This window comes from Motiliproteus coralliicola (assembly GCF_003345655.1).
Taxonomy (GTDB): Bacteria; Pseudomonadota; Gammaproteobacteria; order Pseudomonadales; family Balneatricaceae; genus Motiliproteus; species Motiliproteus coralliicola.
In genome coordinates this window covers 441816-467142 of record NZ_QQOH01000003.1, presented here as the reverse complement: position 1 = coordinate 467142, position 25327 = coordinate 441816, and the positions used below count along the sequence as shown (strand labels likewise).

The 25327-nt window shown below is 57.0% G+C and carries 30 protein-coding genes; 12 read left to right on the top strand and 18 right to left on the bottom strand.

All coding sequences use genetic code 11. The features are described from left to right. Window positions 1-105 precede the first annotated feature (105 nt). From DV711_RS13005 to DV711_RS12930, 16 genes are all read right to left on the bottom strand, one after another. Entirely contained in the window at window positions 106-1578 is a 1473-nt protein-coding gene (locus tag DV711_RS13005) for a choice-of-anchor L family PEP-CTERM protein (protein ID WP_114696133.1), read from the bottom strand. Between the two features lie 296 nt (window positions 1579-1874). Next, window positions 1875-2417, bottom strand: a complete 543-nt coding sequence (locus DV711_RS13000; RefSeq protein ID WP_114696132.1) for a cytochrome b — start codon at window positions 2415-2417, stop codon at window positions 1875-1877. 38 nt (window positions 2418-2455) lie between these two features. Further along, window positions 2456-3001 carry a YceI family protein gene (locus DV711_RS12995; RefSeq protein WP_114696131.1) on the bottom strand — a complete coding sequence of 182 codons (546 nt, stop codon included), beginning with the start codon at window positions 2999-3001 and terminating at the stop codon, window positions 2456-2458. Window positions 3002-3406: 405 nt separating this feature from the next. Then, entirely contained in the window at window positions 3407-4183 is a 777-nt protein-coding gene (locus DV711_RS12990; RefSeq protein ID WP_165840112.1) for a methyltransferase domain-containing protein, read from the bottom strand. Window positions 4184-4199: 16 nt separating this feature from the next. Beyond that, window positions 4200-4715, bottom strand: coding sequence for a ribosome biogenesis factor YjgA (gene yjgA / locus DV711_RS12985; RefSeq protein ID WP_114696320.1), 516 nt, complete (start codon window positions 4713-4715; stop codon window positions 4200-4202). Window positions 4716-4822: 107 nt separating this feature from the next. Continuing rightward, window positions 4823-5092, bottom strand: a complete 270-nt coding sequence (locus tag DV711_RS12980; protein ID WP_114696129.1) for an HPr family phosphocarrier protein — start codon at window positions 5090-5092, stop codon at window positions 4823-4825. 4 nt (window positions 5093-5096) lie between these two features. Further along, window positions 5097-5963: an RNase adapter RapZ gene (gene rapZ, locus DV711_RS12975; RefSeq protein WP_114696128.1), complete on the bottom strand. Its 867-nt coding sequence runs from the start codon at window positions 5961-5963 to the stop codon at window positions 5097-5099. A 49-nt stretch (window positions 5964-6012) separates the two neighbouring features. Continuing rightward, the gene (gene ptsN / locus DV711_RS12970) at window positions 6013-6477 is read right to left on the bottom strand and encodes a PTS IIA-like nitrogen regulatory protein PtsN (RefSeq protein WP_114696127.1); all 465 of its coding nucleotides are present in this window, start codon (window positions 6475-6477) and stop codon (window positions 6013-6015) included. Between the two features lie 30 nt (window positions 6478-6507). Next, window positions 6508-6798, bottom strand: coding sequence for a ribosome hibernation-promoting factor, HPF/YfiA family (gene hpf / locus DV711_RS12965; RefSeq protein WP_114696126.1), 291 nt, complete (start codon window positions 6796-6798; stop codon window positions 6508-6510). A 69-nt stretch (window positions 6799-6867) separates the two neighbouring features. Beyond that, window positions 6868-8397 (bottom strand): RNA polymerase factor sigma-54, encoded by a 1530-nt coding sequence (locus tag DV711_RS12960; protein ID WP_114696125.1) that lies wholly within the window; start codon window positions 8395-8397, stop codon window positions 6868-6870. A 147-nt stretch (window positions 8398-8544) separates the two neighbouring features. Continuing rightward, entirely contained in the window at window positions 8545-9270 is a 726-nt protein-coding gene (gene lptB / locus DV711_RS12955) for an LPS export ABC transporter ATP-binding protein (RefSeq protein ID WP_114696124.1), read from the bottom strand. Beyond that, entirely contained in the window at window positions 9267-9821 is a 555-nt protein-coding gene (gene lptA / locus DV711_RS12950; protein ID WP_114696123.1) for a lipopolysaccharide transport periplasmic protein LptA, read from the bottom strand. The genes lptB and lptA overlap by 4 nt, the downstream gene beginning before the upstream one ends. Beyond that, complete coding sequence (gene lptC / locus DV711_RS12945; protein WP_114696122.1) at window positions 9808-10365, bottom strand: LPS export ABC transporter periplasmic protein LptC; 558 nt, start codon at window positions 10363-10365, stop codon at window positions 9808-9810. The genes lptA and lptC overlap by 14 nt, the downstream gene beginning before the upstream one ends. Continuing rightward, complete coding sequence (locus DV711_RS12940; protein WP_114696121.1) at window positions 10362-10910, bottom strand: KdsC family phosphatase; 549 nt, start codon at window positions 10908-10910, stop codon at window positions 10362-10364. The genes lptC and DV711_RS12940 overlap by 4 nt, the downstream gene beginning before the upstream one ends. Continuing rightward, window positions 10911-11885 carry a KpsF/GutQ family sugar-phosphate isomerase gene (locus DV711_RS12935; protein WP_114696120.1) on the bottom strand — a complete coding sequence of 325 codons (975 nt, stop codon included), beginning with the start codon at window positions 11883-11885 and terminating at the stop codon, window positions 10911-10913. 51 nt (window positions 11886-11936) lie between these two features. After that, window positions 11937-12902, bottom strand: coding sequence for a calcium/sodium antiporter (locus tag DV711_RS12930; RefSeq protein ID WP_341537591.1), 966 nt, complete (start codon window positions 12900-12902; stop codon window positions 11937-11939). A gap of 311 nt (window positions 12903-13213) precedes the next feature. Here DV711_RS12930 and DV711_RS12925 point away from each other — a divergent pair, with 311 nt between their 5' ends. From DV711_RS12925 to DV711_RS12910, 4 genes are read left to right on the top strand one after another with little or no spacing between them, the layout of a single operon-like run. Then, window positions 13214-14032, top strand: a complete 819-nt coding sequence (locus tag DV711_RS12925) for an ATP-binding cassette domain-containing protein (protein WP_114696119.1) — start codon at window positions 13214-13216, stop codon at window positions 14030-14032. Further along, on the top strand, window positions 14029-14811 hold the full coding sequence (gene mlaE, locus DV711_RS12920; protein WP_114696118.1) for a lipid asymmetry maintenance ABC transporter permease subunit MlaE: 783 nt from the start codon (window positions 14029-14031) through the stop codon (window positions 14809-14811). Before DV711_RS12925 ends, mlaE begins: the two co-directional genes overlap by 4 nt. Window positions 14812-14813: 2 nt before the next feature. Then, window positions 14814-15275 (top strand): outer membrane lipid asymmetry maintenance protein MlaD, encoded by a 462-nt coding sequence (mlaD, locus tag DV711_RS12915; protein WP_114696117.1) that lies wholly within the window; start codon window positions 14814-14816, stop codon window positions 15273-15275. 42 nt (window positions 15276-15317) lie between these two features. After that, window positions 15318-15641 carry an STAS domain-containing protein gene (locus DV711_RS12910; RefSeq protein ID WP_114696116.1) on the top strand — a complete coding sequence of 108 codons (324 nt, stop codon included), beginning with the start codon at window positions 15318-15320 and terminating at the stop codon, window positions 15639-15641. A gap of 77 nt (window positions 15642-15718) precedes the next feature. Here the strand turns inward: DV711_RS12910 and DV711_RS12905 are convergent, their stop codons facing one another. Both DV711_RS12905 and cysG read right to left on the bottom strand, forming a co-directional pair. Continuing rightward, entirely contained in the window at window positions 15719-16576 is an 858-nt protein-coding gene (locus DV711_RS12905; protein ID WP_114696115.1) for a cytochrome c3 family protein, read from the bottom strand. Window positions 16577-16707: 131 nt separating this feature from the next. After that, window positions 16708-18093, bottom strand: a complete 1386-nt coding sequence (gene cysG, locus DV711_RS12900; protein ID WP_114696114.1) for a siroheme synthase CysG — start codon at window positions 18091-18093, stop codon at window positions 16708-16710. Between the two features lie 321 nt (window positions 18094-18414). Here cysG and DV711_RS12895 point away from each other — a divergent pair, with 321 nt between their 5' ends. The 8 genes from DV711_RS12895 (at window position 18415) to DV711_RS12860 (ending at window position 25067) form a co-directional block, all read left to right on the top strand. Next, entirely contained in the window at window positions 18415-18750 is a 336-nt protein-coding gene (locus DV711_RS12895) for a c-type cytochrome (protein WP_207802633.1), read from the top strand. 40 nt (window positions 18751-18790) lie between these two features. Further along, window positions 18791-20008, top strand: coding sequence for a cytochrome D1 domain-containing protein (locus tag DV711_RS12890; protein WP_114696113.1), 1218 nt, complete (start codon window positions 18791-18793; stop codon window positions 20006-20008). 40 nt (window positions 20009-20048) lie between these two features. Next, window positions 20049-20510, top strand: a complete 462-nt coding sequence (locus tag DV711_RS12885; RefSeq protein ID WP_114696112.1) for an Lrp/AsnC family transcriptional regulator — start codon at window positions 20049-20051, stop codon at window positions 20508-20510. Beyond that, window positions 20510-21070 carry a siroheme decarboxylase subunit beta gene (gene ahbB, locus DV711_RS12880; protein ID WP_165840111.1) on the top strand — a complete coding sequence of 187 codons (561 nt, stop codon included), beginning with the start codon at window positions 20510-20512 and terminating at the stop codon, window positions 21068-21070. The genes DV711_RS12885 and ahbB (DV711_RS12880) overlap by 1 nt, the downstream gene beginning before the upstream one ends. Window positions 21071-21079: 9 nt before the next feature. Next, window positions 21080-21595: an Lrp/AsnC family transcriptional regulator gene (locus tag DV711_RS12875; protein WP_207802632.1), complete on the top strand. Its 516-nt coding sequence runs from the start codon at window positions 21080-21082 to the stop codon at window positions 21593-21595. After that, on the top strand, window positions 21592-22164 hold the full coding sequence (ahbB, locus tag DV711_RS12870) for a siroheme decarboxylase subunit beta (RefSeq protein ID WP_165840110.1): 573 nt from the start codon (window positions 21592-21594) through the stop codon (window positions 22162-22164). Before DV711_RS12875 ends, ahbB (DV711_RS12870) begins: the two co-directional genes overlap by 4 nt. 78 nt (window positions 22165-22242) lie before the next feature. Next, complete coding sequence (nirJ, locus tag DV711_RS12865; protein ID WP_114696111.1) at window positions 22243-23478, top strand: heme d1 biosynthesis radical SAM protein NirJ; 1236 nt, start codon at window positions 22243-22245, stop codon at window positions 23476-23478. Continuing rightward, window positions 23478-25067, top strand: a complete 1590-nt coding sequence (locus DV711_RS12860; protein ID WP_114696110.1) for a cytochrome D1 domain-containing protein — start codon at window positions 23478-23480, stop codon at window positions 25065-25067. The genes nirJ and DV711_RS12860 overlap by 1 nt, the downstream gene beginning before the upstream one ends. Window positions 25068-25327 lie beyond the last annotated feature (260 nt).

Sequence of the window (25327 nt, the reverse complement as noted above, 5' to 3'; positions counted from 1 at the left end):
TCTCCATCATTGGAAATCGTCCGTCCATGGTAGCTAAAGCCGATCATAAGTACACCTTGGAGACGGGCTGTCCCCAAGGTGTTCAGGGTGCGAAGGCTGCTATCGCTAGCGACGTCGCGTGATCCGGCTCATGCCCAGCAGCCCTCCCAGTAGCAGCACCAGGGTACCGGGCTCGGGAATCTGAGCTGAGGCACAGTCAGCACTGCCGTCGCAGGTTTGGATGGCGGTCTGGGTTACCTGGATGGTACCGCCGTTGGTGAAGGTCAGACCGGTGACGAAGGCATTGGGATCGTCGGGGTCAAGGGCTGCACCGATTTCGATTCCATCGATCATAAACATCGAGACGCCGTTAGGATCGATCGACAGGAAGTCGAATTGATCGTTGACGCCGATCACGTCGGCAAAGACAAAACTGGTTCCATCCCAGTAGTAGAGATTGTATTGGCCGTCACCGTAGCTGTTCGGGATGATCACGGTGGCAAAGTTGGAACCGTTAGCCTCGTAGGTGTAACCGGTGGCAACAAAAGGATCGAAGAAGATCGGCAGTGTCGGGTCGATACCAAAGCCGGTATCGCCGACGTCAACGACAAAGTCAAAGCCTGGGGTCGGACCATCCGGATCTGGCAGAATCGGATCGTCTGCGGTTATTCCGCCTTCATCCAGCATCAAACCCTGCAGGTTGCCGACAAAGATGCCAGTATCCAGTGCGGTGTCACTGGTGTCTGACACCGCAATCTTGATGGTGTGGGTGTCGCGTGTACTGTCCAGCAGCCCCAGCAGGTTTAACGGTCGGCTAACGCCGTCATATTCGATCGCCAGCGGAGAGTCACTTGGAGTCAGGGTACCGTCATCATGAATGTTATTGTCGAAAAAGTTGCCGCCTCCGACGGCATCGCTGGTGACGGTCAAGAGCCCGCCATCGGCAAAGCCCGCGTAATTCACCCCGTCCACAAAGACGGCGGCGATCTCCGGAAAGGAGTCGACAAATTCCGGGAACTCTTCCGAACCGAAGATAAAGTCCAGGCTGACCGCATTAACGCCGCTATCGACGGTAAAGTCGAATGACAGCACGGTGGCATCAGCGCTGAACTCGTTGATGCCCTGGCTGGCCAGCAGCTGATCCAGGCCTGAATCTCCCATCCCACTGGCCAGGCCGGTAAAGCCGGACTCGGTGTTCATTTCTGCCGGGGCAGCGTTGCCACTGGTCAGCAAAATACCGTCGGGTAGGCTGAATTCGACTCCATCAATGGTGCCGAAATTGAGATCCTGAAAGAAGGAGGCGGAACCGTAGCTGGGTGTGACGGGTAGCGGTTCTACGACAAATTCGCCATCAAATTCGCCATCAAAGCCGCCGGCGTTGTCGAAGTTACCCTGATATTGGGAGGAGCCACCGACGATGCTAATCCCGCTATCCGGTGTAACTAAGGCTGTTGCGAGTTCTGAACCATCACCGAGAAAACCGGCAGGATCCAGGTCGTTATACTGCTGAAACACGACCGCTTGGGCACTGCCGGCAGCCAGCGTCATCATCAAGCCGACTTGGGCCAATTGTGTCGATCGAGGCGCTCTCTTGCTCATTTGTATAGATCCTTCTATTTATCAAACAATTAGACGGTTTGCTGCTGTGCAATATTTAGGCCTTGGAGGAATAGTTGTTTATTATCAGTTGCTTATGTATTAGGTGTTGTAAGTGGTGGACTTGGTTGTAAATTTTACTGACAAAACAATAGCTTGATGCCGATATAGAGGGGCTGTACTGCAGACAGTGGTCGAATTGGTGCAAGCTGGCTACACCGAATGAAGCGCAGGCGGTATGGAGAGGGGTATACCCCCTTGAGCAGGGGCAGAGGGAGTGTCTAAGCCTCGAGTGTCAGTTACCAAAGCATCCGTTTCAGGGTGCCGTCACGGTCGATAAACTGGTGCTTAAACGCGGCCGCAGCATGCAGGCCGACCAAGCCGAGGCTGCCGTAGGCCAGCCACTCGTGAATCAGTGTCGCCAGATCGCGGGTGTCATCGCTGATGGTTAGCAAGGCCGGAAGCTCGAATAGATCGAACAGATTGATTCCATCGCCGGCAGAGGTGGAGATCAGGTAGCCGGAAACGGGGATGGCCACCATCAGCAGCAACAATAGGTAATGAACGGTGTTGGCCGCCCAATGCTGCCAGGCGGGGAGAGGGGCGGGAGGTAGCGGTTGCTGATTGAGCAGGTACCAGAGCACCTTCAGGCCGCCCAGAAATAGAGCCACTACCCCGAACGCTTTATGGTATTCCAGCGCGTCGTGGTAGTTGGGGTCGTAATAACTCAGATCGACCATGTACCAACCCAGCCCTATCAGACCGAGGATGTGGGCGGCGACCAGCCAGTGAAGCAGTCGCGTTATCCAGCCGAATTGGTTTGTGCTGTTTTTCCAGCCCATGGTCGATCCTTGTTATTAAACAGACTTACCGCTAGTGCTTACTTGCGGATACCTTCGACATTCAGTTCCAGCTTAATCACTTCAGCGGCTGGGCCCAGGTTTTTGTCGATACCGAACTCGGAACGTTTGAGGTCATAGGTGCCAACAAAACCGGCACGGTAACCGCCCCAGGGATCTTTGCCTTCGCCGACCTTGCTGACTTCGAAGCTGATAGGCTTGGTAACACCATGCAGGGTCAGATCACCGCTCAGGGTCTTACCGTCAAAGCCGGTACTCTTGAAGCTGGCGGTCGGGTATTTTTCTACATCAAGGAAGTCATCACTGCGCAGGTGCTTGTCACGCTCGGCGTGATTACTGTCGACACTGGCGGTGTTGATGGTGATATCGATCATCGCATCGTTTGGCTTGTCGGCATCCCAGCTGAAATTACCGCTGATATCGTTAAAGCGACCCTGGAGCCAGCTCACACCAAGGTGGCCAGTCTTGAAGTTGATAAAGCTGTGGGTCGGGTCAAGTTTATAGTCGGCGGCTTGGACTAAACCGGTGCTGGCTGTCAGTGCGGCTGCAATCAGGATTTTTTTCATGTTGTCTTCCCTGGTTGGTTAAGGGGCTGATATTCGGATTTGAAGTATAGTTCTGCCACCCAAAGGGTGCCGAGTCTCGGTTTGTGAGCGATTGAGATTTAAAAGGTTCCCATCTTTACAAACCTTGACACTTCCAAGGGTAGCTACTGGAGCACAGTTAACCCCAAGGTATTGCTTGAGCCTTGGCGATAGCTTGCGGGTGCCGTGGAAGTTGGGGCCAGTTTTACCAATTCAAATCTGAAGATAAAGCATATCTGTGCAAACTCACTGTGCATGAATGCACATAGGGTGATCCTAAAGCGTGGTGTGGGCGGTCAATTGAGCGATTGGCGTGGTAGCGTTGAGGACCAACTGATCCATACGGCCCCTCATCGCTGTGGCTAAACGGTTCGGAAAACGGTTCAACTAAGGCGGTACCGGCAAGCGCACGAGTGAATCACAGTGGTGAAGCAGGTTGCTGCCGTAGCGGCTATCCCACTGACTTGCGCGCTCAATGATTTCAAGATCATCGGGCGGGGACTGGTCAAAACAGAAGATCAGGCAGTTTTGCTTATTGTCGATGGGCAGTAGCATCAAGTGAGTAAAAGGGTCGCGAATCAACAGAAGCCAGCGCAACAGTTGATCGTTATCTCGGGGCAGTACGTTGATGACCAACAGCCCAGAGGGCTGTAGCGCCTGTTTCAGATGACGATAGAACTGCAGCGTATCCAGGCAGTTGGGGTGGCCATCCGCAATATGGATATCGCAAAAGATCAAGTCATAGCGCTGCCGCTCCTGCTTAAGGAATTCCTCGGCAGCACAGTTATACAGCCGGAGGTTCTCAGGCAATAAAAACCAACGCTTGGCCAGATCAATGATCAAGGCGCTGGCTTCAACGGAGGTGATGGATAGCTGTGGGAGCTGGTGATTGAAATAACGCTCAAATGAGCCAACTCCGCAACCTAAGTTGAGCATTTGCTGGGCGTCGGGTTTGAGTGCTGCTGCCAGCACCATCGCCTCTGTATAAGGAATGGTTAGGCTGGCAGGGCTATCAAGATCGATACAGGCTTCGATCGAATGCTGATCGAAATGTAGCCAGCGCAACTGCTGCCATTGGCGGACCTGGATCGGCATCCCGAGATCGGAACCACTGAACAGCAACCGTCCTTGCTGGTGGTTGCTGATGGCATCCGAAACACTCAAGTTAAGGCTCGCAGGCTCAGCCGTTCTCGTCCAGATCGCGAATGTATTTAAACAGTTTGCGTGAGCTGGCCGGCGGTTTGTTTTGGGTGGCTTCTCTGCGAGCATTACGGATCAGTTGGCGCAGGTGCTGACGGTCGGCTTCGGGGTACTCCGCCATAAAGGGGGTGATCTGGGCCTCATCGTCGATCAACTGGTCACGCCAGCGTTCGAGCTTATGGAAGTGCTGGATATAGGCCTGGGTTCCCGCCTCTTGACGGTCTAGGGCTTGCTGGATCTGTTCGGCATCGACATCGCGCATCAGCTTGCCGATAAACTGTAGATGCCGACGCTTGGCTTCGCGCTGTTTGATCCGTTTGGATTCCTCCAGCGCGGCTAGCAATTTGTCGCTCAACGGCAGCTTGGCCAGGAAATCCGGCTTCTGGTCGAGCAGTTTGGCGCCGAGTTTCTGCAGCGCTTCCATCTCTCGCTTGAGTTGGGTCTTACTCTTAAAGTCTTCGTCAAACTGTTCGATGTCGTCGAAGCTGTTGCTCATGCTGGCCTCTTGTTCATGGATCGCCACGACGATCAGCTAGATGATCACCGCAGTTTTGCTGGAGTGGGCTCGGGGTTTGGCGGAATTATAGGACAGACGGGAAGGGCTTATTCGCCTTCACCGAAATAGTCGTTGATCAGCGCTTCGATAGCGTTCATGGCCTCGTTCTCGTCCTCACCCTCGGTGGTGACGGTCAAGACCGTGCCTTGGGAAGCGGCTAGCATCATTACCGACATGATGCTCTTACCGTCGACCGCGCGGCCGTCACGAATCAATTGAATACGACTGGAATAGTTGCTGGTAACACCGATCAGTTTTGCAGTTGCTCGGGCGTGCAGTCCCAACTTATTGATGATGGTTAACTGCTTTTCGATCATCCATTTACCCCGTTGTTGGAAGTTCCCGATGCTGAACCAGTACATTATGCATGGTTCGTTGGAAATGGCCAGCCAGACGCTCGGCTAGAAATACCGAGCGGTGCTGTCCGCCGGTGCAGCCGATACAGACCGTCAGGTAGCTCCGGTTGTTGTGTTGAAACTCTGGCAGCCATCGCTCGATAAAGCGGGCGATATCGGCCTGCATTTCGGCGACCATCGGTTGGTTGTCGAGGTAGTCGCAGACCGCCTGATCGCGGCCGGTGTACTGGCGCAGCTGCGGGTCCCAGTAGGGATTGGGCAGGCAGCGGGCATCGAACACCAGGTCGGCATCCATCGGTACACCGTGTTTGAAACCGAATGACTGGAACAGCAGCGACAGCTCCTGACTGGCTCTTCCGACGACCCGTATCTTGATCTGATCGCGCAGCTCGTAGAGGCTCAGACGGGTCGTATCGATGGTCAGGTCGGCCAGATCAGCGATCGGTTCGAGTAGCTGTTTTTCCAGCTCAATCGCCTGCTTAAGCCCTTTCTCGCCATCGGACAGCGGGTGACGTCGGCGGGTGGAGCTGAAGCGTTTGAGTAGAGTGGTCGGAGTGGCATCCAGGTAGAGGATGTCACAGTCGATCCGGTCTTTGATCTGTTGTTGATACATACTGGGGAACTGTTCCAGTCCCCGGATGGTATTGCGGGCATCGATACTGATGGCGACGCCACTTTTATCTTCAATCGGCTGCTGTTGCAGTTGCTCGGTCAGCGACGGCAACAGTCCAACCGGGAGATTGTCGATGCAGTAGAAGCCCAGGTCTTCGAGGGCCTGGAGCGCGGTGGATTTGCCCGATCCGGAGCGACCGCTGAGAATCACCAGTCGCACAGGTTGCTCCCGTTGGGATGGTGGCGAGTTCCAACCACGCCAGGCTGCATCAAATCTGCTCCATATCGTAATCGATCGCCGCCTGGTAGAGCTGGTCGGCAGACTCGGTTAGGCGCAGGCGTTCACGGACATCGGCCTGGCTGAACATTTCAGCCAGGGCTGCCAATATCTGAAGGTGGGCCTCGGTGGCTTCTTCGGGTACCAGCAGCACGAACAGCATATCGACCGCTTGGCCGTCGATCGCATCGAAATCCACCGCTTCCTGCAGTCGAACCAGAGCGCCGACGCTGTCGCGACAGTTTTCCAGTCGGCAGTGGGGGATGGCGATGCCTTCACCGATACCGGTGCTGCCCAGGCGCTCACGGCCTATCAGTCCGCTGAAGATATCCTCGGCGTCCAGGTCGGGGGTCTGTTCAGCGATCATCTCGCTGACCCGCTCCAGAACGCGCTTTTTGCTGTTACCGGGAACGCCGTGGAAGCAGCGTTCCCGTACCAGGGTCTCATGGATCAACATAAGGCCGGTCCAAGTGGTGGGTGGAAAAGCTTACTTGTGGCTTTGCAGTTTTTCTTTGTGCTTGATGACCTGGCGATCGAGCTTGTCGATCAGGCCGTCGATGGCGGCGTACATATCGGCATGTTCGTCTTTAGCGAACAGTTCTCCGCCGGATACTTTGACGGTGGCTTCGGCTTCCTGGCGTTGGTTTTGAACCGTCAGGGTTACCTGAACGTTGGTGATGTGGTCGAAGTGACGCTCGAGCTTTTCGAATTTTTCGTTAACGTAGTCGCGGATTGCGTCGGTTAGATCGACATGATGACCAGTGATGTTCAGTTGCATTATCTGTCTCCTTAATGCGACTTGGGAAAAAGATGCATCTACTAAGGGATTAGACCCTGTTTAACGGCATCATACCAGACGTTTTCTCTCATTTGACGGCGGTATCTGCAGCGCTTCGCGATATTTAGCGATGGTTCGGCGGGCGACCTTGATGCCTTGCTCTTCGAGCAGAGCGGCGATCTTGCTATCGCTGAGGGGCTTGGCCGGATTTTCGGCCGCCACCAGCTTTTTGATGATCGCTCGGATCGCCGTGGAGGAACATTCGCCGCCGCTGACGGTACTGACGTGGCTGGAGAAAAAGTATTTCAGTTCAAAAATCCCGCGGGGGGTGTGCATATATTTTTGGGTCGTGACCCGCGAGATGGTGGATTCGTGCATTTCGACCGCTTCGGCAATATCGGCCAGCACCAGAGGCTTCATTGCCTCGTCACCATGGTCGAGAAAGTCCTGTTGGTGCTCAACGATCTTGCAGGCCACCTTGAGCAGGGTTTCGTTCCGGCTCTGCAGGCTCTTGATAAACCAGCGTGCCTCCTGCAGGTGGTTACGCAGATAAGCGTTGTCGGCACTGTTGTCGGCCCGTTTGACCAGGCCAGCATAGTTGTCGTTGATCCGCACCTTGGGCATGGCGTCGTTGTTGAGGCTGACGACCCAGCTACCGTGTTCTTTCTTCACGCTGACATCGGGGATCACGTATTCCGGATCGCCGAAATCGATCAGGCTGCCGGGGCGGGGCGTCAGCGATTGGATCAACTGCACCACCTCAAGCAGGTCGCCCTCCTTGAGTTTCATCCGGCGCATCAACTGTTTGAAGTCGCGGTTGCCGAGTAGCGCCAGGTGTTGGTTGACCAGTTGGCGCGCCTGCTTCTGGCGGGTGCGTCCCAGCAGGTCCTCGGCTTCGGGCAGCTGGTCGAGTTGCACCAGCAGGCACTCGCGCAGGTCGCGGGCTGCGACGCCGGGGGGGTCGAACTGCTGGATCCGGCGCAGTACAGCCTCGACCTCCTCGATCTCCGGCTGCTGCTCCTCGTCGAGTTCCAATGACTCCAGCTCCAGGCTGGCAAGTACATCTTCAACACTGACCTTGAGGTAGCCGTCCGGCGCGACACCGTCGATCAGCGCTTCAGCGATCAGGCGGTCCAGGTCGGTCATCGGGGTCAGGTTGAGTTGCCACAGCAGGTGGTCGTTGAGGGTTTCATTGGAGCGGTCGGCGGACTCGAACTCCATCCCTTCAAAATCGTTGCTACCGGCACCGCTGCTCAGGGTTGCCGATTGATAGGTGTCATCCCAGTTGCTGTCGGTGGCCAGCTCCACCGGGATATGTTCGTACCACTCGTCGTGATTGAGTTCGGTCTGATCCGGGGTCTGGGCTTCGTCAGCGTTGCTGACCGTCTCGCTGCTCTTCGGTTCGGGAGCAGCCTCATTGCCAGCATCGGCGGCAGGGGTCGACTCCTCCACGTTCTCGAGCATGGGATTGGACTCGAGGGTCTCCTGAATCTCTTGCTGCAGATCCAGAGTAGAGAGCTGCAACAGCCGAATCGCCTGCTGAAGTTGCGGCGTCATTGTCAGCTGTTGGCTGATTTTTAACTGAAGCGAGGGTTTCATTAAACGGTTAAAGGCCTTAATCCGCGCCTAGAAATACAATCGGGCGACCAGGGTTGGTAACAGCCCGTCTAGCTGGGCATGTTTCTGGCATGATAAAAAAGCGATTGGCGGGTGACAACCGAAACTTATGATCCGTCTTGATGGGGATCACAGTTGGAACTGATCGCCCAGATAGACCGCTTTGACCTGCTCGTTGGCCAGAATCTCTTCCGGCGTACCTTCGGCGAGCAGATAACCGTCGTTGACGATATAGGCGTGCTCGCAGATATCCAGCGTCTCGCGCACATTGTGATCGGTGATCAACACGCCGATACCACGGTCTTTCAGATGAGTGACGATCTGCTTGATATCGTTGACCGAGATGGGGTCAACCCCGGCAAAGGGTTCGTCCAGCAGAATGAAGGCCGGATCGGTGGCCAGGGCCCGGGCGATCTCGACCCGGCGCCGTTCACCACCGGACAGGCTCATGCCCAGGCTGTCGCGAATATGCTGGATATTGAATTCGCTCAGCAGCTGCTCCAGTGCCTGGCGACGCGTCGTCTTGTCCAGGTCTTTGCGGGTTTCCAAGATCGCCATCAGGTTGTCATGGACGCTGAGCTTGCGGAAGATCGATGCTTCCTGGGGGAGATATCCCAGACCCTTGCGGGCTCGGCCGTGCATCGGCAGACGGGTGATCTCCTCGCCATCGATCAGGACTTCGCCGTTATCCGACGGCACCAGCCCCACGATCATGTAGAAACAGGTGGTTTTGCCGGCCCCATTGGGTCCCAGCAGGCCGACGATCTGACCCTGCTCGATCGACATCGAAACGTCTTTGACCACCTGGCGACGCTTGTAGCTTTTGGCCAGATGGCGTGCTTCGAGTCGGCTCATTGAGCGTTGTCCTCTTTGCTGTTGTCCTTCTTGTCGCTACGTGGCTGGATCACCATCTCAACCCGGCTGCTGGGCTTGCTCTCGTCGCTGAAGGCGCGGATCACATTGCTGTTGGTGTTCACCTTGATCTGCTGGCCGGTGAAGGTATCGCTGGCGCGGACCAGTTTGGCCTGCTCGGTCAGAGTCAGCAGATCCTTGAGGACCTCGAACTCTATGGTCAGGCCGTAGCCGTGGGTCAGTGGGGCGCCGGCTTGGTGCTGTTGCTGGAAATGGGCCGGTTTGCCGGTGGCGACGATACGGTTGATGTCGCCCTTATCATCGGCGTAGAGCGTCAGTTTATCGGCTTCCAGTTCGAGGGTGCCCTGCACCAGCTTGACCGCACCGGTGTAGATCGCGGTGCGCTTGCCGTCATCCAGCTCGGCGCTGTCGGCGGCGATGTTGATCGGCTGCTCCTTGTCCTCCGGCAGTGCCTGGACGGCCGTACTGGCCAGCATCAATGCGCTCAGGCACAGGGAGCCGATCAAACGGGAGCAGCGACTAGTTTGTCTCATAGGTACCTCGCACCGTACTGTGCAGTGTTATCTTATCGTTGGCCAGGTCGGCGGTCATGCCGACGCCATGGGTCACGCCGGTTGGTTGGCGGATTATGACCGGACTGTCGGTTTCGACCAACTCCTTATCCGGAGTGATCTTCAGTTCGGGGGCTTCGAGCCGGTAGCGTCGGTCGATCATATTGAACACCAACGCGTCTTCGCGCAGCCAGAACACATCATGGTCCGCTTCCAGTTCGCCGAATCTGGCCTTGGCGGTAATCGGATCGCGGTTCTGACGATAAACGGTCATCAGCGGCTGGTCGAGCAGGGTAACGCCAGTGTCGGGCAGGTGCCGGAGACGTTCGGCGTTGACACGGTGAGTCAGGCGGCCGCTTTGGTCGAACTGCTTAACCCGGGCGTTGGTCACATAGGCGTCCACTTGGCCTATGTAATCCGGCCGCGGTTCAACTCGGCTGCGCTCCGGTTCCAGGAATCCCCAGATTCCCAGCACCAGCACGCTGACGCTCAGAGAGAGAAAGAGCTTGAGCTTTCTACGGTTCACTCGAACTCCTGCAGGTCGGGTAGCTCAAGGTAGGGGGTCAGTGCCTGATCCAGCGTCTGCTGAGCGCTCATCAGCAGGTCGCACAGCTCCCGGACCGCCCCCTCACCGCCGGCAAGATTGGAAACCCAGTCGGCGTAACGTTTGACCACCGGGTTGGCATTGGGAACGGCGCAACCGAGCCGGCAGGCTCGGATGGCGGGAAGGTCGGGCAGGTCGTCCCCCATGTAGGCGCTATTGGAGGGCTTGAATCCGGTCGCGCGCCACAGCTCCTGCAGCGCGGTAAGTTTATCCTCGCGGCCGGCGTAGAGGTGTTGAATACCTAGATCACGAATCCGACGTGCCATGGCCGGGCTGTTGCGGCCGGTGATGACGGCGACCTGAACGCCGTAGGCCTGCAGCATCTTGATGCCGTGGCCATCGAGGCTGTTGAAGACTTTCAGCTGCTCGCCGTTCTCGCTGTAGTAGAGTCGGCCGTCGGTGAGGACGCCATCGACGTCCAGGGCCAGTAGCTTGATATCGCGGGCGCGCTTAAATACCTCGTCCATCTATAAAACTCCGGCTCGTAGCAGGTCGTGCATGTTCAGCGCACCGACCGGGTGTTGGTTGTCATCGATCACAATCAGGCCGTTGATCTTCTTCTCTTCCATCAAATGCAGCGCTTCGGCAGCCAGACTCTCCGGCGTGGTGGTCTGGGCCTGGCGCGTCATGACCTGGCTGATCGGGGTCTGCTTCAGGTCCAGCTGCAGATCCAGGGTGCGTCGCAGGTCTCCGTCGGTAAAGACACCAACGAGCCGCTTTTGTTCATCGATTACCGCACTCATCCCCAGACCCTGACGGCTGATCTCCAGCAGGGTGTCGCTCAGGCTGGTCTGCTGGTCAACCACCGGTAGGCGATCGCCGCTGTGCATCAGGTCTTTCACTTTCAGCAGTAGCTTGCGTCCCAGGGCTCCGCCGGGGTGGGAGAAGGCGAAGTCTTCAGCACTGAAGCCGCGGGCTTCGAGCAGCGCGATTGCCAGGGCATCGCCGATCGCCAGTGCGGCCGTGGTGCTGGAGGTGGGGGCCAGTCCCAGCGGACAGGCTTCGGTCTTGACGCTGACATCCAGGTTGGCATCGGCCGCCTGGGACAGGGTCGAGTCGGGCTTACCGGTGATGCTGATCAGCGGACTGCCCAGACGCTTCAACAGCGGTAGCAGGGTCACTACTTCGGCCGTGGAGCCCGAGTTTGAGAGGGCGACCACAACATCGTCGCTGGTGATCATCCCCATATCGCCATGGCTGGCTTCACCGGGGTGAACATAAAATGACGGGGTGCCGGTGCTGGCCAGGGTGGCGGCGATCTTCTTGCCGATATGGCCGGACTTGCCCATGCCGGTGACGATCACCCGGCCACGACAGTTGAGTGCCAGCTCGCAGGCGCGACTGAAATTCTGGTCCAGTTGCTGTTGCAGCGCAGCCACGGACTCGGCTTCGATCTGCAGGGTGCGGCGGGCGGATTGGATAAAGGTGTCGATTTGGCTCATTGCTCAATTCAGTTGTCTGGGTGACGAAACGGCACCGTGTAGGGCGGCCGGTTAAGCCGAAGCCATATAATATAGCAGTCCGAGATAGCCTGAATAGCCGGCTAACAGCATCGAGCCTTCGAGACGGTTGATCTTGCCGCGCTCAAGAATGTAGGCAAATGCCAGTAACGACAGAGTAAACAGCATCATGGCGCCGTAATCACGCCAGAGCACCGTGGCTTCAAAGTCGATCGGCTGGATCAATCCCGGCAGCGACATAACCGCCAGCAGGTTGAAGATGTTGGAGCCGACCACGTTACCAATGGCGATATCGTGGTGTCCCTTCAGGGCGCTGGCGACGGAGGCAGCCAATTCCGGCAGGCTGGTGCCGATAGCGACGATTGTCAGGCCGATCACCAGATCACTGACACCCATCGCTACCGCAATTTCGGTGGCGCCCCAGACCAGCAGTCTTGAGCTACCGGCCAGCAGCACCAAGCCCAGGATCAACCAGAACAGCGCGGGCTTGAGGGCCAGATCGGGGAGTTCTTCCTCTTCGTGCTCGATCTCTTCCGGGTCGGCACTCTTCTGGAAGCGGCTGAATAGATAAAGGGTTACCACCAGCGCACTGATCAGCAGCAGGCTATCAACCAGCCCCAGGCGTTGGTCCATCAGAATCAGACCGGCTCCGATGGAGATGATCAGCAGCAGTGGTAGCTCTTTGCGCATCAAGCCGGTCTTAACCGGCAGCGGCGCGATCAGCGCGGTGGCGCCCAGAACCAGGCCGATATTGGCGATATTGGAACCCAGGGCGTTGCCGATCGCCAGACCACCGGCGTCGGTGTAGGCGGCGAAGCCGGAAACCAGCATCTCCGGCGCGGAGGTGCCCAGTGAGACCACGGTCAGGCCGATCAGCATCGGCGACATACCCAGGTTTTTTGCAGTGGCCGCCGCTCCCATTACAAAACGGTCGGCGCTCCAGATCAAAATAATAAAGCCGGCCAGCAGAGCAGCAACGGCAAATGCCATCTCGGACATCGTTAACCTCGAAATAGATGTTGCGTGGTTTTTCGATACCTGCGAACCCGGCGATAGGGCAGAACTTTGCCGGGTCCTGTTTTGCAGGAATGTTGGCTTTGTCGTTGTTTTATATAGCCTTTTTAACCTGATTGACGAGGTGTCAGGTTGTTGAGTCTGGGCAGTCTACATTCACATGCAGGCAGATGCTATAGTAGCGCCCCTGTTGTTCCCGGTCGGTGCCTCAAGGATGAAACTCGTTGCACCAAAAACTGTCTGTGTTGAGTGGGCAGCGTAGGGACCCGCATTTTAACAGCCGAAACCACCGGGCTATGGATCAATTAGACGACATCATTATCAATATCGACGGCCTGACGTTTACCCGTAGCGGCCGCTACATCTTTAAGGATGTGTCGATACAGGTTCCGCGCGGAAAAGTCACCGCCATCATGGGGCCCAGCGGGACGGGTAAAACCACGCTGTTAAAGCTGATCGGCGGCCAGTTGCGACCCGATGCTGGCCGGATCGTGATCGACGGCCAGAATGTACCAACGCTGGGACGTAAGGATCTGTTCGATCTGCGCGAGCGGATGGGGATGCTGTTTCAGAGCGGCGCGCTGTTCACCGACATGAGCGTGTTCGAAAATGTCGCCTTTCCGCTGCGGGTTCATACCGACCTGAATCAGTCGATGATCCGCGATCTGGTGCTGATCAAGCTGCAATCGGTCGGCTTGCGCGGTGCGGCCGAACTGATGCCCAGCGAACTGTCCGGCGGTATGGCGAGAAGGGTGGCGCTGGCGCGGGCAATCGCGCTGGATCCGGACCTGATGATGTACGATGAGCCCTTTACCGGCCAGGACCCGATCGCGATGGGGGTGCTGGTGAAGCTGATCAAGTCCCTCAACTCCGCGCTGGGCCATACCAGTATCGTCGTCTCCCACGATATCCAGGAGACCCTCAGCATCGCCGATTACATCTATCTGGTGGCCGATGCCCAGGTGGTCGCCCACGGGACACCAGAATCACTGTTGGCCGAGGAGTTGCCGAAGGTGAAGCAATTTATGCAGGGCCTGCCCGATGGGCCGGTACCTTTCCATTATCCGGCCGACGACTATATGCCCAGCTTGATGCACCCGGAGGGTCGGCGATGATCGAGATGATCGCCTCGCTGGGGCGCAATACCTTGGCTCGGTTGGAAGCGCTGGGGCGCTCCGGCCTGTTTCTGTTCCATTCGATCGTGGCGGTTCCCCGGTTCCGCAGCGGTTTCCCATTGCTGGTTAAACAGCTCTATTCGGTCGGTGTACTGTCGCTGATCATCATCATCGTTTCCGGTCTGTTTATCGGCATGGTGTTGAGTCTGCAGGGTTACACCATCCTGGTGGATTACGGTTCCGAGCAGGCGGTGGGGCAGATGGTGGCCCTGAGCCTGGTTCGGGAGCTGTCACCGGTGGTCACGGCGCTACTGTTCGCCGGGCGGGCCGGTTCGGCGCTGACCGCCGAGATCGGTTTGATGAAAGCCACCGAGCAACTGGCCAGCATGGAGATGATCGGGGTCGACCCGCTGCGCCGGATTGTGGCGCCGCGCTTCTGGGCCGGTTTTATCTCGCTGCCGATCCTGTCGATGATCTTCAGTGTGGTTGGTGTCTGGGGTGGCTTGCTAGTCGGGGTTGACTGGCTGGGCGTCTATGAAGGCTCGTTCTGGGCCAATATGCAGGCATCGGTCGACTTTGGCGAAGATGTCCTGAACGGCATCATCAAGGCGATTGTGTTTGGTTTTGTGGTGACCTGGATCGCGGTGTTCCAGGGCTATGACTGTATTCCGACATCCGAAGGGATCAGTCATGCGACCACCAAGACTGTGGTTTATTCTTCGTTGGCGGTACTGGGACTCGACTTCCTGCTGACCGCACTTATGTTTGGAGATCTGTGATCATGCGGATTCGTACCCTGGAGTTAGGGGTTGGTGCTTTTATGCTGGCGGGATTGCTGGCGTTGGTGGTGCTGGTAGTCAATATCAGTGGCCTGAGTCTGTCCGCTCCGCAGCAGAGTTACACCCTTTATGCCCTGTTTGAAAATGCCGGTGGCTTGACGGTGCGCTCTAAGGTGGCGATGTCCGGTGTCACCATCGGTCAGGTCACCGCGATCGAAATCGATCAGGAAGCGTTGATGGCCCGGGTCGAGATGAAGATCAACAGCGATGTCGATTACCTGAGCTATGACAGCTCCGCCGCAATTCTGACCGCGGGTCTGCTGGGTGAGAAATATATCGGTATCACCGTCGGTGGTGAGGAAGAGATGCTGACCGAAGGTGATTACATCGACGATACCCAGTCGTCGCTGGTTCTCGAAGAGCTGATCGGTAAATTCCTGTTTAACAAGGTCAACGAAGAGTAACCCTCGGGTTGCTTTCGAGGCTCTTTCAACCGAGGAATCGTGATGGCAGCACAGTTGGCACAGCAGCAGTCGGGACAGTGGCAGGTTGCCGGTGTTGTTGATTTCGGTACGGCCAATCGGCTGCGTCAGGCCGGTATCGAAGCGATCGAGCAGGCTCGGTCGCAGCAAAATGGTCAGGCTGAACCGCAGTGCCGGTTTGATTTCAGTGGAGTGGTATCGGCCAATACCGTGGCCCTGTCGCTGCTGCTGAGCTGGCGCCGCAACGGTGAGCGGCGCGGAGTTGAAGTCAGCTTCTGCAATCTGCCGGCCGAGTTACATGCCATCGCTGAATTTAGCGATCTACAAAGTTTGGTGAACGGCGCCTGAGCCCAGCTGCATGGCAGCCTGATGCCGTTTGGCCAGGCTGCTCTCCTGATTGACCGTTTATTCCGATCTGTTAGCGATCAGCGATGCTTCAGTAGTATCGGCCAGTCATTGGCGTCGGTCAGCATTTCCCGCATATCAAATCCCTGGCGATGAATGCCGTGGCAACGGGCACAGGCCTGTACGGCCAGGGTGCCGAGCTGACGACCCTGCTCTTTCAGGGTACCGCCGTTCAAACTCTGTTCGAGCTTGTCCAGGGTTTCGTCGATGGCCGGGCTGGGGTAGGTCTTGCGATCGGTTTTATGGCAGTCCAGGCAGATCTCTCCCAGTTGTTCCATACCGAGCTTGAGCTCATTCACCGAGGCCAGGGCTTCATCGGGACGCTGGTCGACGCTGGCGATTTTGATCGCGTTGACCTGGCGAATCAGCTGCTGCATCTGCTTGGAAGAGTGTTGACCGTCGGCCAGGGTAACATCGCCAAAGTCCGGTGCCCGATAAAGTAGGGCGGTCTGGACTCGGAAATCATCGTGACAGCTGTCACAGCTCTGCTGGAGTCGATCCAGAGGCTCGCTGACCTGGTTGAACTGTTGTGAGGCGACGGCCTGTTGCAGCGCCTCCAGTGCGGCCAGGTCCAGCTTTTTCTGCCATTGCGGTACCATCTCGCCGATCTTCAGATAATGCTGCTCCAGTTTTTGACTCCAGTCACTCAGTAGTGCCGCGTCACCGCGCTCGGCATAGTCGGCCACGGCCTGCATCTCACGACGCAGATTGAACATGGTGTGTAGCCAGACTTGGCGCTTGTTGTCGGGTTTGTACCACTGGGCCAGTTCTTCGGGCGGCTTCTTGAGGATGATCAGTCGGTCTTGGTGCAGATAGCCGATCGCGACCACAACGGCGATCAATAGCAGTTGCAGCAGAAAAAAATGACGCCAGCGCATAGCAGCTCCTGAAGATTCTGGGTTGTGTCTCAACACCGACCGGAGTCGGGCAGCGAGCGGCAGGTTACCAGTCTCCGGGGATAGGTGGAATCCCCGGAGATTGAGAGAGGTGGGTTTGGTTGGGTGGGTCGTTAGATTTGGCTTGCCGAGCCGATTTTGTCAGCCAGGCTGACCACCGAACCGACAATGATCAGCGACGGCGATTTGAACTGGTGCTCGTCCTTGAGTTGGGCGATGTTGTCCAGTTGGCCGACCAGCAGGCGCTGTTCCGGACGGGTGGCCTTGTAGACCAGCGCGACCGGGGTGTCAGACGGCATGCCGTGGGCCTGCAGTTGCTTGGCGATAATCGGCAGTGCGGTCAGGCCCATGTAGAACACCAGGGTCTGGTGCGGCTGTGCCAGGCTGCCCCACTCCAGATTGAGCTGGTCGGTCTTCAGGTGTCCGGTGACGAAAGTGACCGACTGGGCATGATCGCGGTGAGTCAGCGGAATGCCGCAGTAGGTGGAGCTTCCGGAGGCGGCAGTGATACCCGGGATGACCTGGAAACGGACGCCCTCCTGCAACAGCTCTTCAACTTCTTCACCGCCACGACCGAAGATGAACGGATCGCCGCCCTTGAGGCGTACCACGCGTTTGCCCTGGCGTGACAGTTTCACCAGTAGCTGGTTGATCTGTTCCTGCGGCAGGGTGTGATTGCCCATGGTCTTGCCGACATTGATCATCTCTGCATCACGGCGGGTCAGCTTCATGATCTCATCGGAGACCAGGCGGTCGTAAACCACCACGTCGGCTTGCTGGATGATACGCAGCGCCTTGACGGTCAGCAGGTCGGGATCGCCGGGGCCTGAACCAACCAGATACACCGTGCCGCTGGTGGGTTTTTTGGCCGCGTAATCCTCAAGCGCCTGCTTGACCAGCTGATCGGCCTGGGTATCGCCAGCTCGGATCTGTTCTGGCAGGTCGGCATCGAGCAGCGCTTCCCAAAACTGCAGCCGTTCGGCTGCGGATGGGACGATCTGCTTGACCTGGTCGCGATGGCGAGCCATCAGCTCGGCCAGACGATCCAGCGAACCGGGCAGGCTGGTTTCGATCCGACGGCGCACATAGTGGGCCAGGATCGGCGAATTACCTTGGCTGCCGATCGCCACGGTGATCGGTGAACGATCGACCACGGCGGAGAAGAAGAAACTGCATAGCGACGGCTGATCGACCACGTTGGTCGGCAGGTTCAGCGCTCGAGCCTGTTCGGCGATCTGCGCAGCTTCGTCGGTAGCAATATCGGCAATCACCACCAGATCGTGCTGCTTGAGCAGCTCGGGAAAATAGCCCTGGCTTTGATGGTTGAGACCGGCTTCTTCGATCAATTGGCAAAGCTCGTCGCAGGGGGCCTGCGCGGCGATGGTGATAGTGAATTTGGCCTGATTCAACAAGCGGGCCTTGGCGGTTGCCTGCGATCCTCCCCCCACAATCAATGCGCGAGCTTGTTGTGAGCGTAGAAAGAGTGGAAACGTCTCCAAGATATGACCCCTTTCAGGTTGTCATGGGAACACAGCGGTTGGGGTAAACCTGATACCTGCCCCGGTTGGTGTGTCAGCTTGGAAGGCAGTGTAATCCCTCACCTGGGAGGGGGAATTGTCCTATGTCAAGGCGATAGATTGGTCAACCCGTATTCTGATCAGCAACGATCGCAGGCGGTATGGATGCGCTCAGAACTACGCACCGATTCGGCTCGTAGCTTGTAGTTAAACACCCAGTTGGGCTCCTCCGTCGCTTGCTTTTTTTAGTTTGTTTATTTGGTAAATGGTTTTCTAACTATTTGTACCGAATGGAGTTTTTAGATGGGCGATAAGATGGGTACAGGCCGTCGCTGGTTGGGAATTGCTGCACTTTTGCTGGCGGCTCCGGTCATGGCAGAGCCGTCCGATTCACGCCAGCAATCGCTGGCTTATATGCTCAAGCACGACTGTGGTTCCTGTCATGGGATGACCCTCAAAGGGGGGTTGGGTCCTTCGTTGTTGCCGGAGCTGCTGCAGCAAAAAGGCCACACCATCGATAGCCTCAGTCTGATTATTCGGCACGGGGTGCCGGATACGGCGATGCCGCCCTGGGGGCCGATTCTGGCCGACGAAGATATCCGCTGGATTTCCGATCAACTGTTGAAGGGTACGAACTGAGTTCGGGTCCGGACGAGTGATCATTGCTAGGAATCATTTCATGCTACGACGTCAACTGCTGAAATCTGTTATCGCTGCTGCGGCACTGGGATTGGCCGGCTGTGCCAATCTCACCAGTGAGCCGGCGGCACAGGAACACTGGCTGCCGACCGGTGATCTGGGAATTATTATCGAGCGTGCCGATGGAAGGGTAGCGCTGGTTAACACCAGCAGCCGCGAAAAGCTGGCCGAGATCGACGGCCTGGGTGATCTGTCCCACGCCTCGGCGGTATACAGCCGCGATGAACGTTACGCCTATGTGTTTGGCCGTGATGGCGGCTTGAGCAAGGTTGATCTGATCGGCCGCTCGGTGGTGGGTCGGGTGATGCAGTCCGGTAACAGTATCGGTGGTGCGATCTCGCAAGATGGCTCGCTGGTAGCCGTATCCAACTACGAGCCGGGCGGTGTTCGTATCTTTAACAGCGATACCCTGGAGATGGTGCTGGATCTGCCCGCTGTCGGTAGTGATGGCCAGGCTTCCAAAACCGTTGGCCTGGTCGATGCCCCCGGACACAAATTTGTCTTCAGTCTGTTCGACTCGGGTGAGATCTGGGTGGTGGACTTCAGCCAGGCCAAAGCCAACGGTGGTCAGCCGCAAATCACCAAGTTCGATAACGCCGGTAAGCAGCCTTACGATGCGCTGATTACTCCGGACGGGCGCTACTATATCGCCGGTCTGTTCGGTGAGGACGGTTTGGCATTGCTGGACCTGTGGCACCTGGAAGAGGGGGTCAAGCATATCCTGCCGAACTACGGTCGGGGTGAGAAGCGGCTGCCGGTCTACAAGATGCCCCATCTGGAAGGCTGGGCGATCGCCGGCAACAAGGCCTTTATGCCGGCCGTTGGCCGCCACGAAGTCCTGGTGGTCGATATGCATACCTGGACCGAAATCGAGCGGATTCCGGTCCATAGTCAACCGGTATTCGTGATGTCGAGCCCCGACAGTCGTCAGATCTGGGTCAACTTCGCGTTCCCGGAGAATCGCCACCTGCAGGTGTTTAATACCGATACCCATCAGATGCTGACCCACATGGAGCCCGGAGAAGGGGTGCTGCATATGGAGTTCACGCCACGCGGCGAAGAGGTCTGGGTATCGGTTCGTAACGAAAATGAGGTGCAGGTGTTCGATACCGCCAGCTTTGAACAGCGGGCTTCGGTACCGGTTGCCAGCCCCAGTGGCATCTTCTTCACCAATCGGGCTCACAAGATCGGTCTTTGATCGGTCGAGTGCGAGCAGGGGTAAAGGCGAGAACAACATCATGGCGGCAGAAATTATCGAATTGAACGAGCAGGAGCGGCAGTTGCTGAACCAGTATCAGCACGAACTGCCGCTGTGCCCCAACCCGTACGCGGAGATGGCGGCCTCCTGTGGTATGACCGAGAAAGAGGTGATCGAGAAGCTGCGCTATTGGGACGAGAAGGGCGTCCTGAGTCGTGTCGGTGCGGTGATCAATCACCAGCGTCTTGGAGCCAGCACCCTGGCGGCGCTGGCGGTACCGGAAGACCAGCTTGAGGCGGTTGCCGATCTGGTCAGCGGTTACCCGGAAGTGAATCACAACTACAAGCGTGAACATCGGTTCAACCTCTGGTTTGTGTTGGCCGCGCCCGATCAGCAGCAACTCGACGAGGTGCTGGAAGATATCGAAGCGCGTACCCAGCTGCCGTTGTTGAATCTGCCGATGCTCAAAGCACATCATCTGGATCTGGGGTTTGCACTCTAATGGACGGATTGACTGATCAGGTTGTCGTCAGCGACAACCCCGAAATTGAACAGCTGTTGGAACTGTTGCAGGAAGGGTTGCCGTTGGTTGAGCGCCCCTACGCCGAACTGGGGCAAGCCCTGGGCTGGAGCGAAGGTCGCGTTATCGAAACCATGGCGGCACTGGCCGAATCCGACCGGGTCCGGCGGATGGGGATCGTGGTCAAGCACCATGCCCTGGGGTTTCGTGCCAATGCGATGGTGGTCTGGGATATTCCGGACGATCAGGTCGATGCGGTGGCCGAGCAACTGGCGGCCCAGAATGCCGTTACCCTCTGTTACCAGCGTCCTCGTCGGTTGCCGGATTGGCCCTATAATCTGTTCTGCATGATCCATGGCCGTCAGCGTGACCAGGTGATGGAAAAACTGGAGGAGCTGGTCGAGACGCTGGGTCTTCAGCAGATCCCTCACGAGCCGCTGTTCAGCACCCGTTGTTTTAAACAGTGCGGTGGACGTTATCTCAAGCGGGGTCGACCGATGGTGTCGATGCCCAGCGCCCATGCAGCCGCTGCGGCGATCTAGGTTTTTTCTATGAGTGGTTCCAGCAATACCAATCGGGCCGCCGACGCGGCCGCGCTGTCGGCCGAGGCCGACCTGTCGAGTCTGGATGCGATCGACCGACAGCTGATCAACGACTACCAAAGCGGCTTTCCGCTCTGCGCCGATCCCTATGCTGAGATCGGTGCCCGCCTCGGCATCGAGGCCGAAGAAGTGCTCAGCAGGATCGAAACGCTGCTCGACAGCGGTTTTCTGAGCCGGTTTGGTCCCTTGTTCGATATCGAGGCAATGGGGGGAGAGTTCACCCTGACCGCGATGGAAGTGCCGCTCGAGCGCTACGACGAAGTCACCGAAATCGTCAACAGCTTCGACGAAGTGGCCCACAATTACGAACGCGAACATCAGCTTAATATGTGGTTTGTACTGGCCTGCGAAAGTCGCGAGCACACCGAAGAGGTGCTGGAGCAGTTACACAAGGCCAGCGGCATCAAGCCTTATCCGTTCCCGAAATTGCAGGAATTCTTTATCGGCCTGAGGTTTGACGTATGAGCCTTAACGAGCAAAAAAACCAGCAACTAAACCAAGATCAGAGTGCCGATCAGAGCCTGGATCCGACCGACCGTCGTCTGGTCGAGCTGACCCAGAAGGGGTTGCCGCTGGATCTGCACCCTTACCGTACCGTGGCCGAACAGCTGGAGCTGGAAGAGGCCGAGGTGATCGATCGTCTGCAGCGTTTGATGGATCGCGGTGTGGTGCGTCGGATCGGACTGGTGCCGAATCACTACAAGCTCGGCTACCGCTACAACGCCATGACGGTCTGGGATGTGCCGGACGAGAAGATCACCGAACTGGGTGAGCAGGTGGGCGCGCTGCCGTTTGTCAGCCACAGTTATGAGCGTCCGCGGGCCTTGCCGCTGTGGCCCTACAACCTTTTCGCGATGGTCCACGGTCGCAGCGAAGCCGAGGTCGAGGAGAAGGTGGCTCAACTCAAACAGCTGCTGGAGGCCGACTGTCGCCAGCACCAACGGCTCTACAGCCGTCGTATCCTGAAAAAGACCGGGATGCGGATCAAACAACGCAGCAATAATTCAACTGCCAAAGATTCAACAGCCAAATAAGCCGCGCCCAACCCTAGCTGGTATTAGGCGCCGCCGTGGTCCACTCCTCTGGAGTGAGGTCCACCAAGGAGATAGCACATGTTCCGACTGACTCAATATGTACGCGAGCTGGTCCACCCGGGTTCCCAACGCAAGCCGGGAACACCGCCCGGTCCGGTCGTGATCTGGAATCTGATCCGACGCTGCAACCTGCTGTGCAAGCACTGTTACTCGATCTCCGCTGACACCGATTTCAAGGGTGAGTTGAGCACCGAAGAGGTGTTTACGGTACTGGATGATCTGAAGAAATTCCGTGTTCCGGCGCTGATTCTGTCCGGCGGTGAGCCGCTGATGCGCCCTGACATTTATGAGATCGGTGCCCGCTGTAAGGAGCTGGGCATCTATACCGGTCTGTCGACCAACGGAACCCTGATCGACGAAGAGGTGATCGAGAAGCTGAAAGAGGTCGGCTTCGATTATGTCGGTATCAGTCTCGATGGCCTGGAGGAGACCCACGACGAGTTCCGCCAGAAGAAGGGCGCCTTTGCCGCTTCATTCCGGGCGGTCGAGCTCTGCCATGAGGCCGGTATCAAGGTCGGGCTGCGCTTTACCCTGACCCAGGATAACGCCCATGAGCTGCCGGCTTTGCTGGATATCAGCAAGGAATACGACATCGAGAAGTTCTATCTGTCGCACCTGAACTACGCCGGTCGTGGTAACAAGAACCGTGAGGACGATGCGTTCCACCGCACCACCCGTGACGCGCTGGACCTGCTACTCAAAGAAGCGCTGCAGGATGTTAAAGAGGGGCGGGACCGCGAATTCGTCACCGGCAACAACGATGCCGATGGTGTCTACCTCTACAAATGGGCGCAGAAGGAGTTCCCGGAACAAGCCGAACATATCCGTGAATACCTCGAAGCTTGGGGTGGCAACGCGTCCGGGCTCTATATCGCCAACATCGATAACCTGGGGACCGTGCATCCGGATACCTTCTGGTGGAACTACGACCTGGGCAATGTCCGCGATAAGCCGTTCTCCGATATCTGGAGTCAGACCGACGATCCGTTGATGGTGGGTTTCCGTCAGCAGCCGCGTCCGGTCAAGGGGCGTTGCGGTGAATGCGAGTTCTTGAAAATCTGTGGCGGCAACACCCGTGTGCGTTCTTACCAACTGACCGGCGGTGATCCCTGGGCGGAAGATCCGGCCTGTTACCTGACCGATGCCGAGATTGGTTACGACGGAGGGGTTGAGCGGCTTAAAGTGATGCCCTACGTCCACGCTGACCGGGTCAAGAAGGTACGTACTGTGGACCCACGCGGAGAAAACGTCTGATGGGGAGTTCCGTTAAAGCTGTGGTCAGCCGCTTGAGCGTGGCCTTGTTGGGCGCAGCGGCGCTGTCGGTTGCCACTGTGCCTGCGGTGGCCGACGATGTTGCCGCTTTGTATCAGGACAAATGTGCCAGCTGTCATGGTGCCGATCGATTCGGCCTGATGGGGCCGGCGCTTCTGCCGCAGAATCTGAAGCGATTGCGTAAGAACAAAGCCGCCAAGGTGATCGCCAATGGCCGCGCCGCCACCCAGATGCCGGCCTTTGCCGAGCAGCTGAATGAGGCGCAGATCCAGTCGCTGGTGGACTATGTTTACACGCCGCTGGATGAAGTGCCCGAGTGGGGCATGGAGCAGATGCTGGCCAGCCGTATCGTTAACCACGAGCCGGGAACGCTGTCGGACGAGCCGGTCTTTGAAGCGGATCTGATGAATCTGTTCCTGGTGGTTGAGATTGGCGATCACCATGTGACCCTGCTCAACGGCGATACCTTCGAGCCGATCCATCGCTTCAAGACCCGCTTCGCGCTGCACGGCGGCCCCAAATACTCGCCCGACGGGCGCTATGTCTATATCACTTCCCGCGACGGCTGGATCAGCAAGTTCGATATCTACAACCTGAAGGTTGTCGCAGAGATCCGGGCCGGGATTAACAGCCGCAACCTGGCGGTTTCGTCCGATGGTCGATACGCCATGGTGGCTAACTACCTACCCCATAACCTGGTGGTGCTCGATACCGAAACGATGAAGCCGCTGAAGGTGATCGAGACGATCGGTAAGAATGATGAAGGTGTCGAGATCAGTTCCAGGGTCAGTGCGGTCTATAATGCGCCGCCGCGCGAGAGCTTTATCGCCGCCTTGAAGGACATTAAGGAGGTCTGGGAGATCAGCTACGCGGATGAACCGTCGGAGGATTTTGCCGGCTGGATTCATGACTACAAGAACGAGAAAGCCGCCAATAAACCGCATGAGGACTTCCCGACCCGTAAGATCCCCACCCGGGTGTTCTTGGATGACTTTTTCTTCAACCAGCAGTATGACCTGCTATTTGGGGCTTCCCGAGACGGTGAAGCGCTGGTTATGTCGATGGATGCACGCCGTGAATATACCCAGTTGGAGCTGAGTGGTATGCCTCACCTGGGCTCTGGGATCACTTGGGACTACCAGGGCCGACCCGTGATGGCGACACCGAATATTAAGAAAGGGCTGGTTAGTATTGTGGATATGGAGAGCTTCGAAACGATCAAGATGATCGAGACCGAAGGCCCCGGCTTCTTCATGCGTAGCCACGAGAACTCGCCTTATGCCTGGGTGGATGTGTTCTTTGGCCCTAATAAAGACAAGGTCCATATTATCGACAAATCGACGTTGGAGATCGTCAAGACGTTGAAGCCGTCACCGGGCAAGACCGCTGCGCACGTCGAGTTCACCAAAGATGGTAAGTATGCCTTGCTGAGTATCTGGGATATGGACGGTGAGCTGATTATCTACGACGCCAAAACGTTCGAAGAGATCAAGCGGCTACCGATGGTGAAGCCCTCGGGCAAGTATAACGTCTGGAACAAGACCCGTTATTCGTCAGGAACCAGTCATTAAGCCAATCAAGAATAGAGAATCAACCTCTCTTCTTTCTCAAATAACGGCTCCGTAAGGGGCCGTTTTCTTTTTGCCGACAGAGTGCATATCGAGAGTGAAAGGCGAAATTTCTTTGAAATGATAAAAATTTGTACCCTTTTGAAAAAATAAAACCCATCTGTGCACTAAAAAAAGCGACTTAATTAGACGTCGCTAATTTTAAATAAAATATTTGCTGATGTTAAGCCTCTGTTGATTAACTGTTTGTTTTTATTGATAAA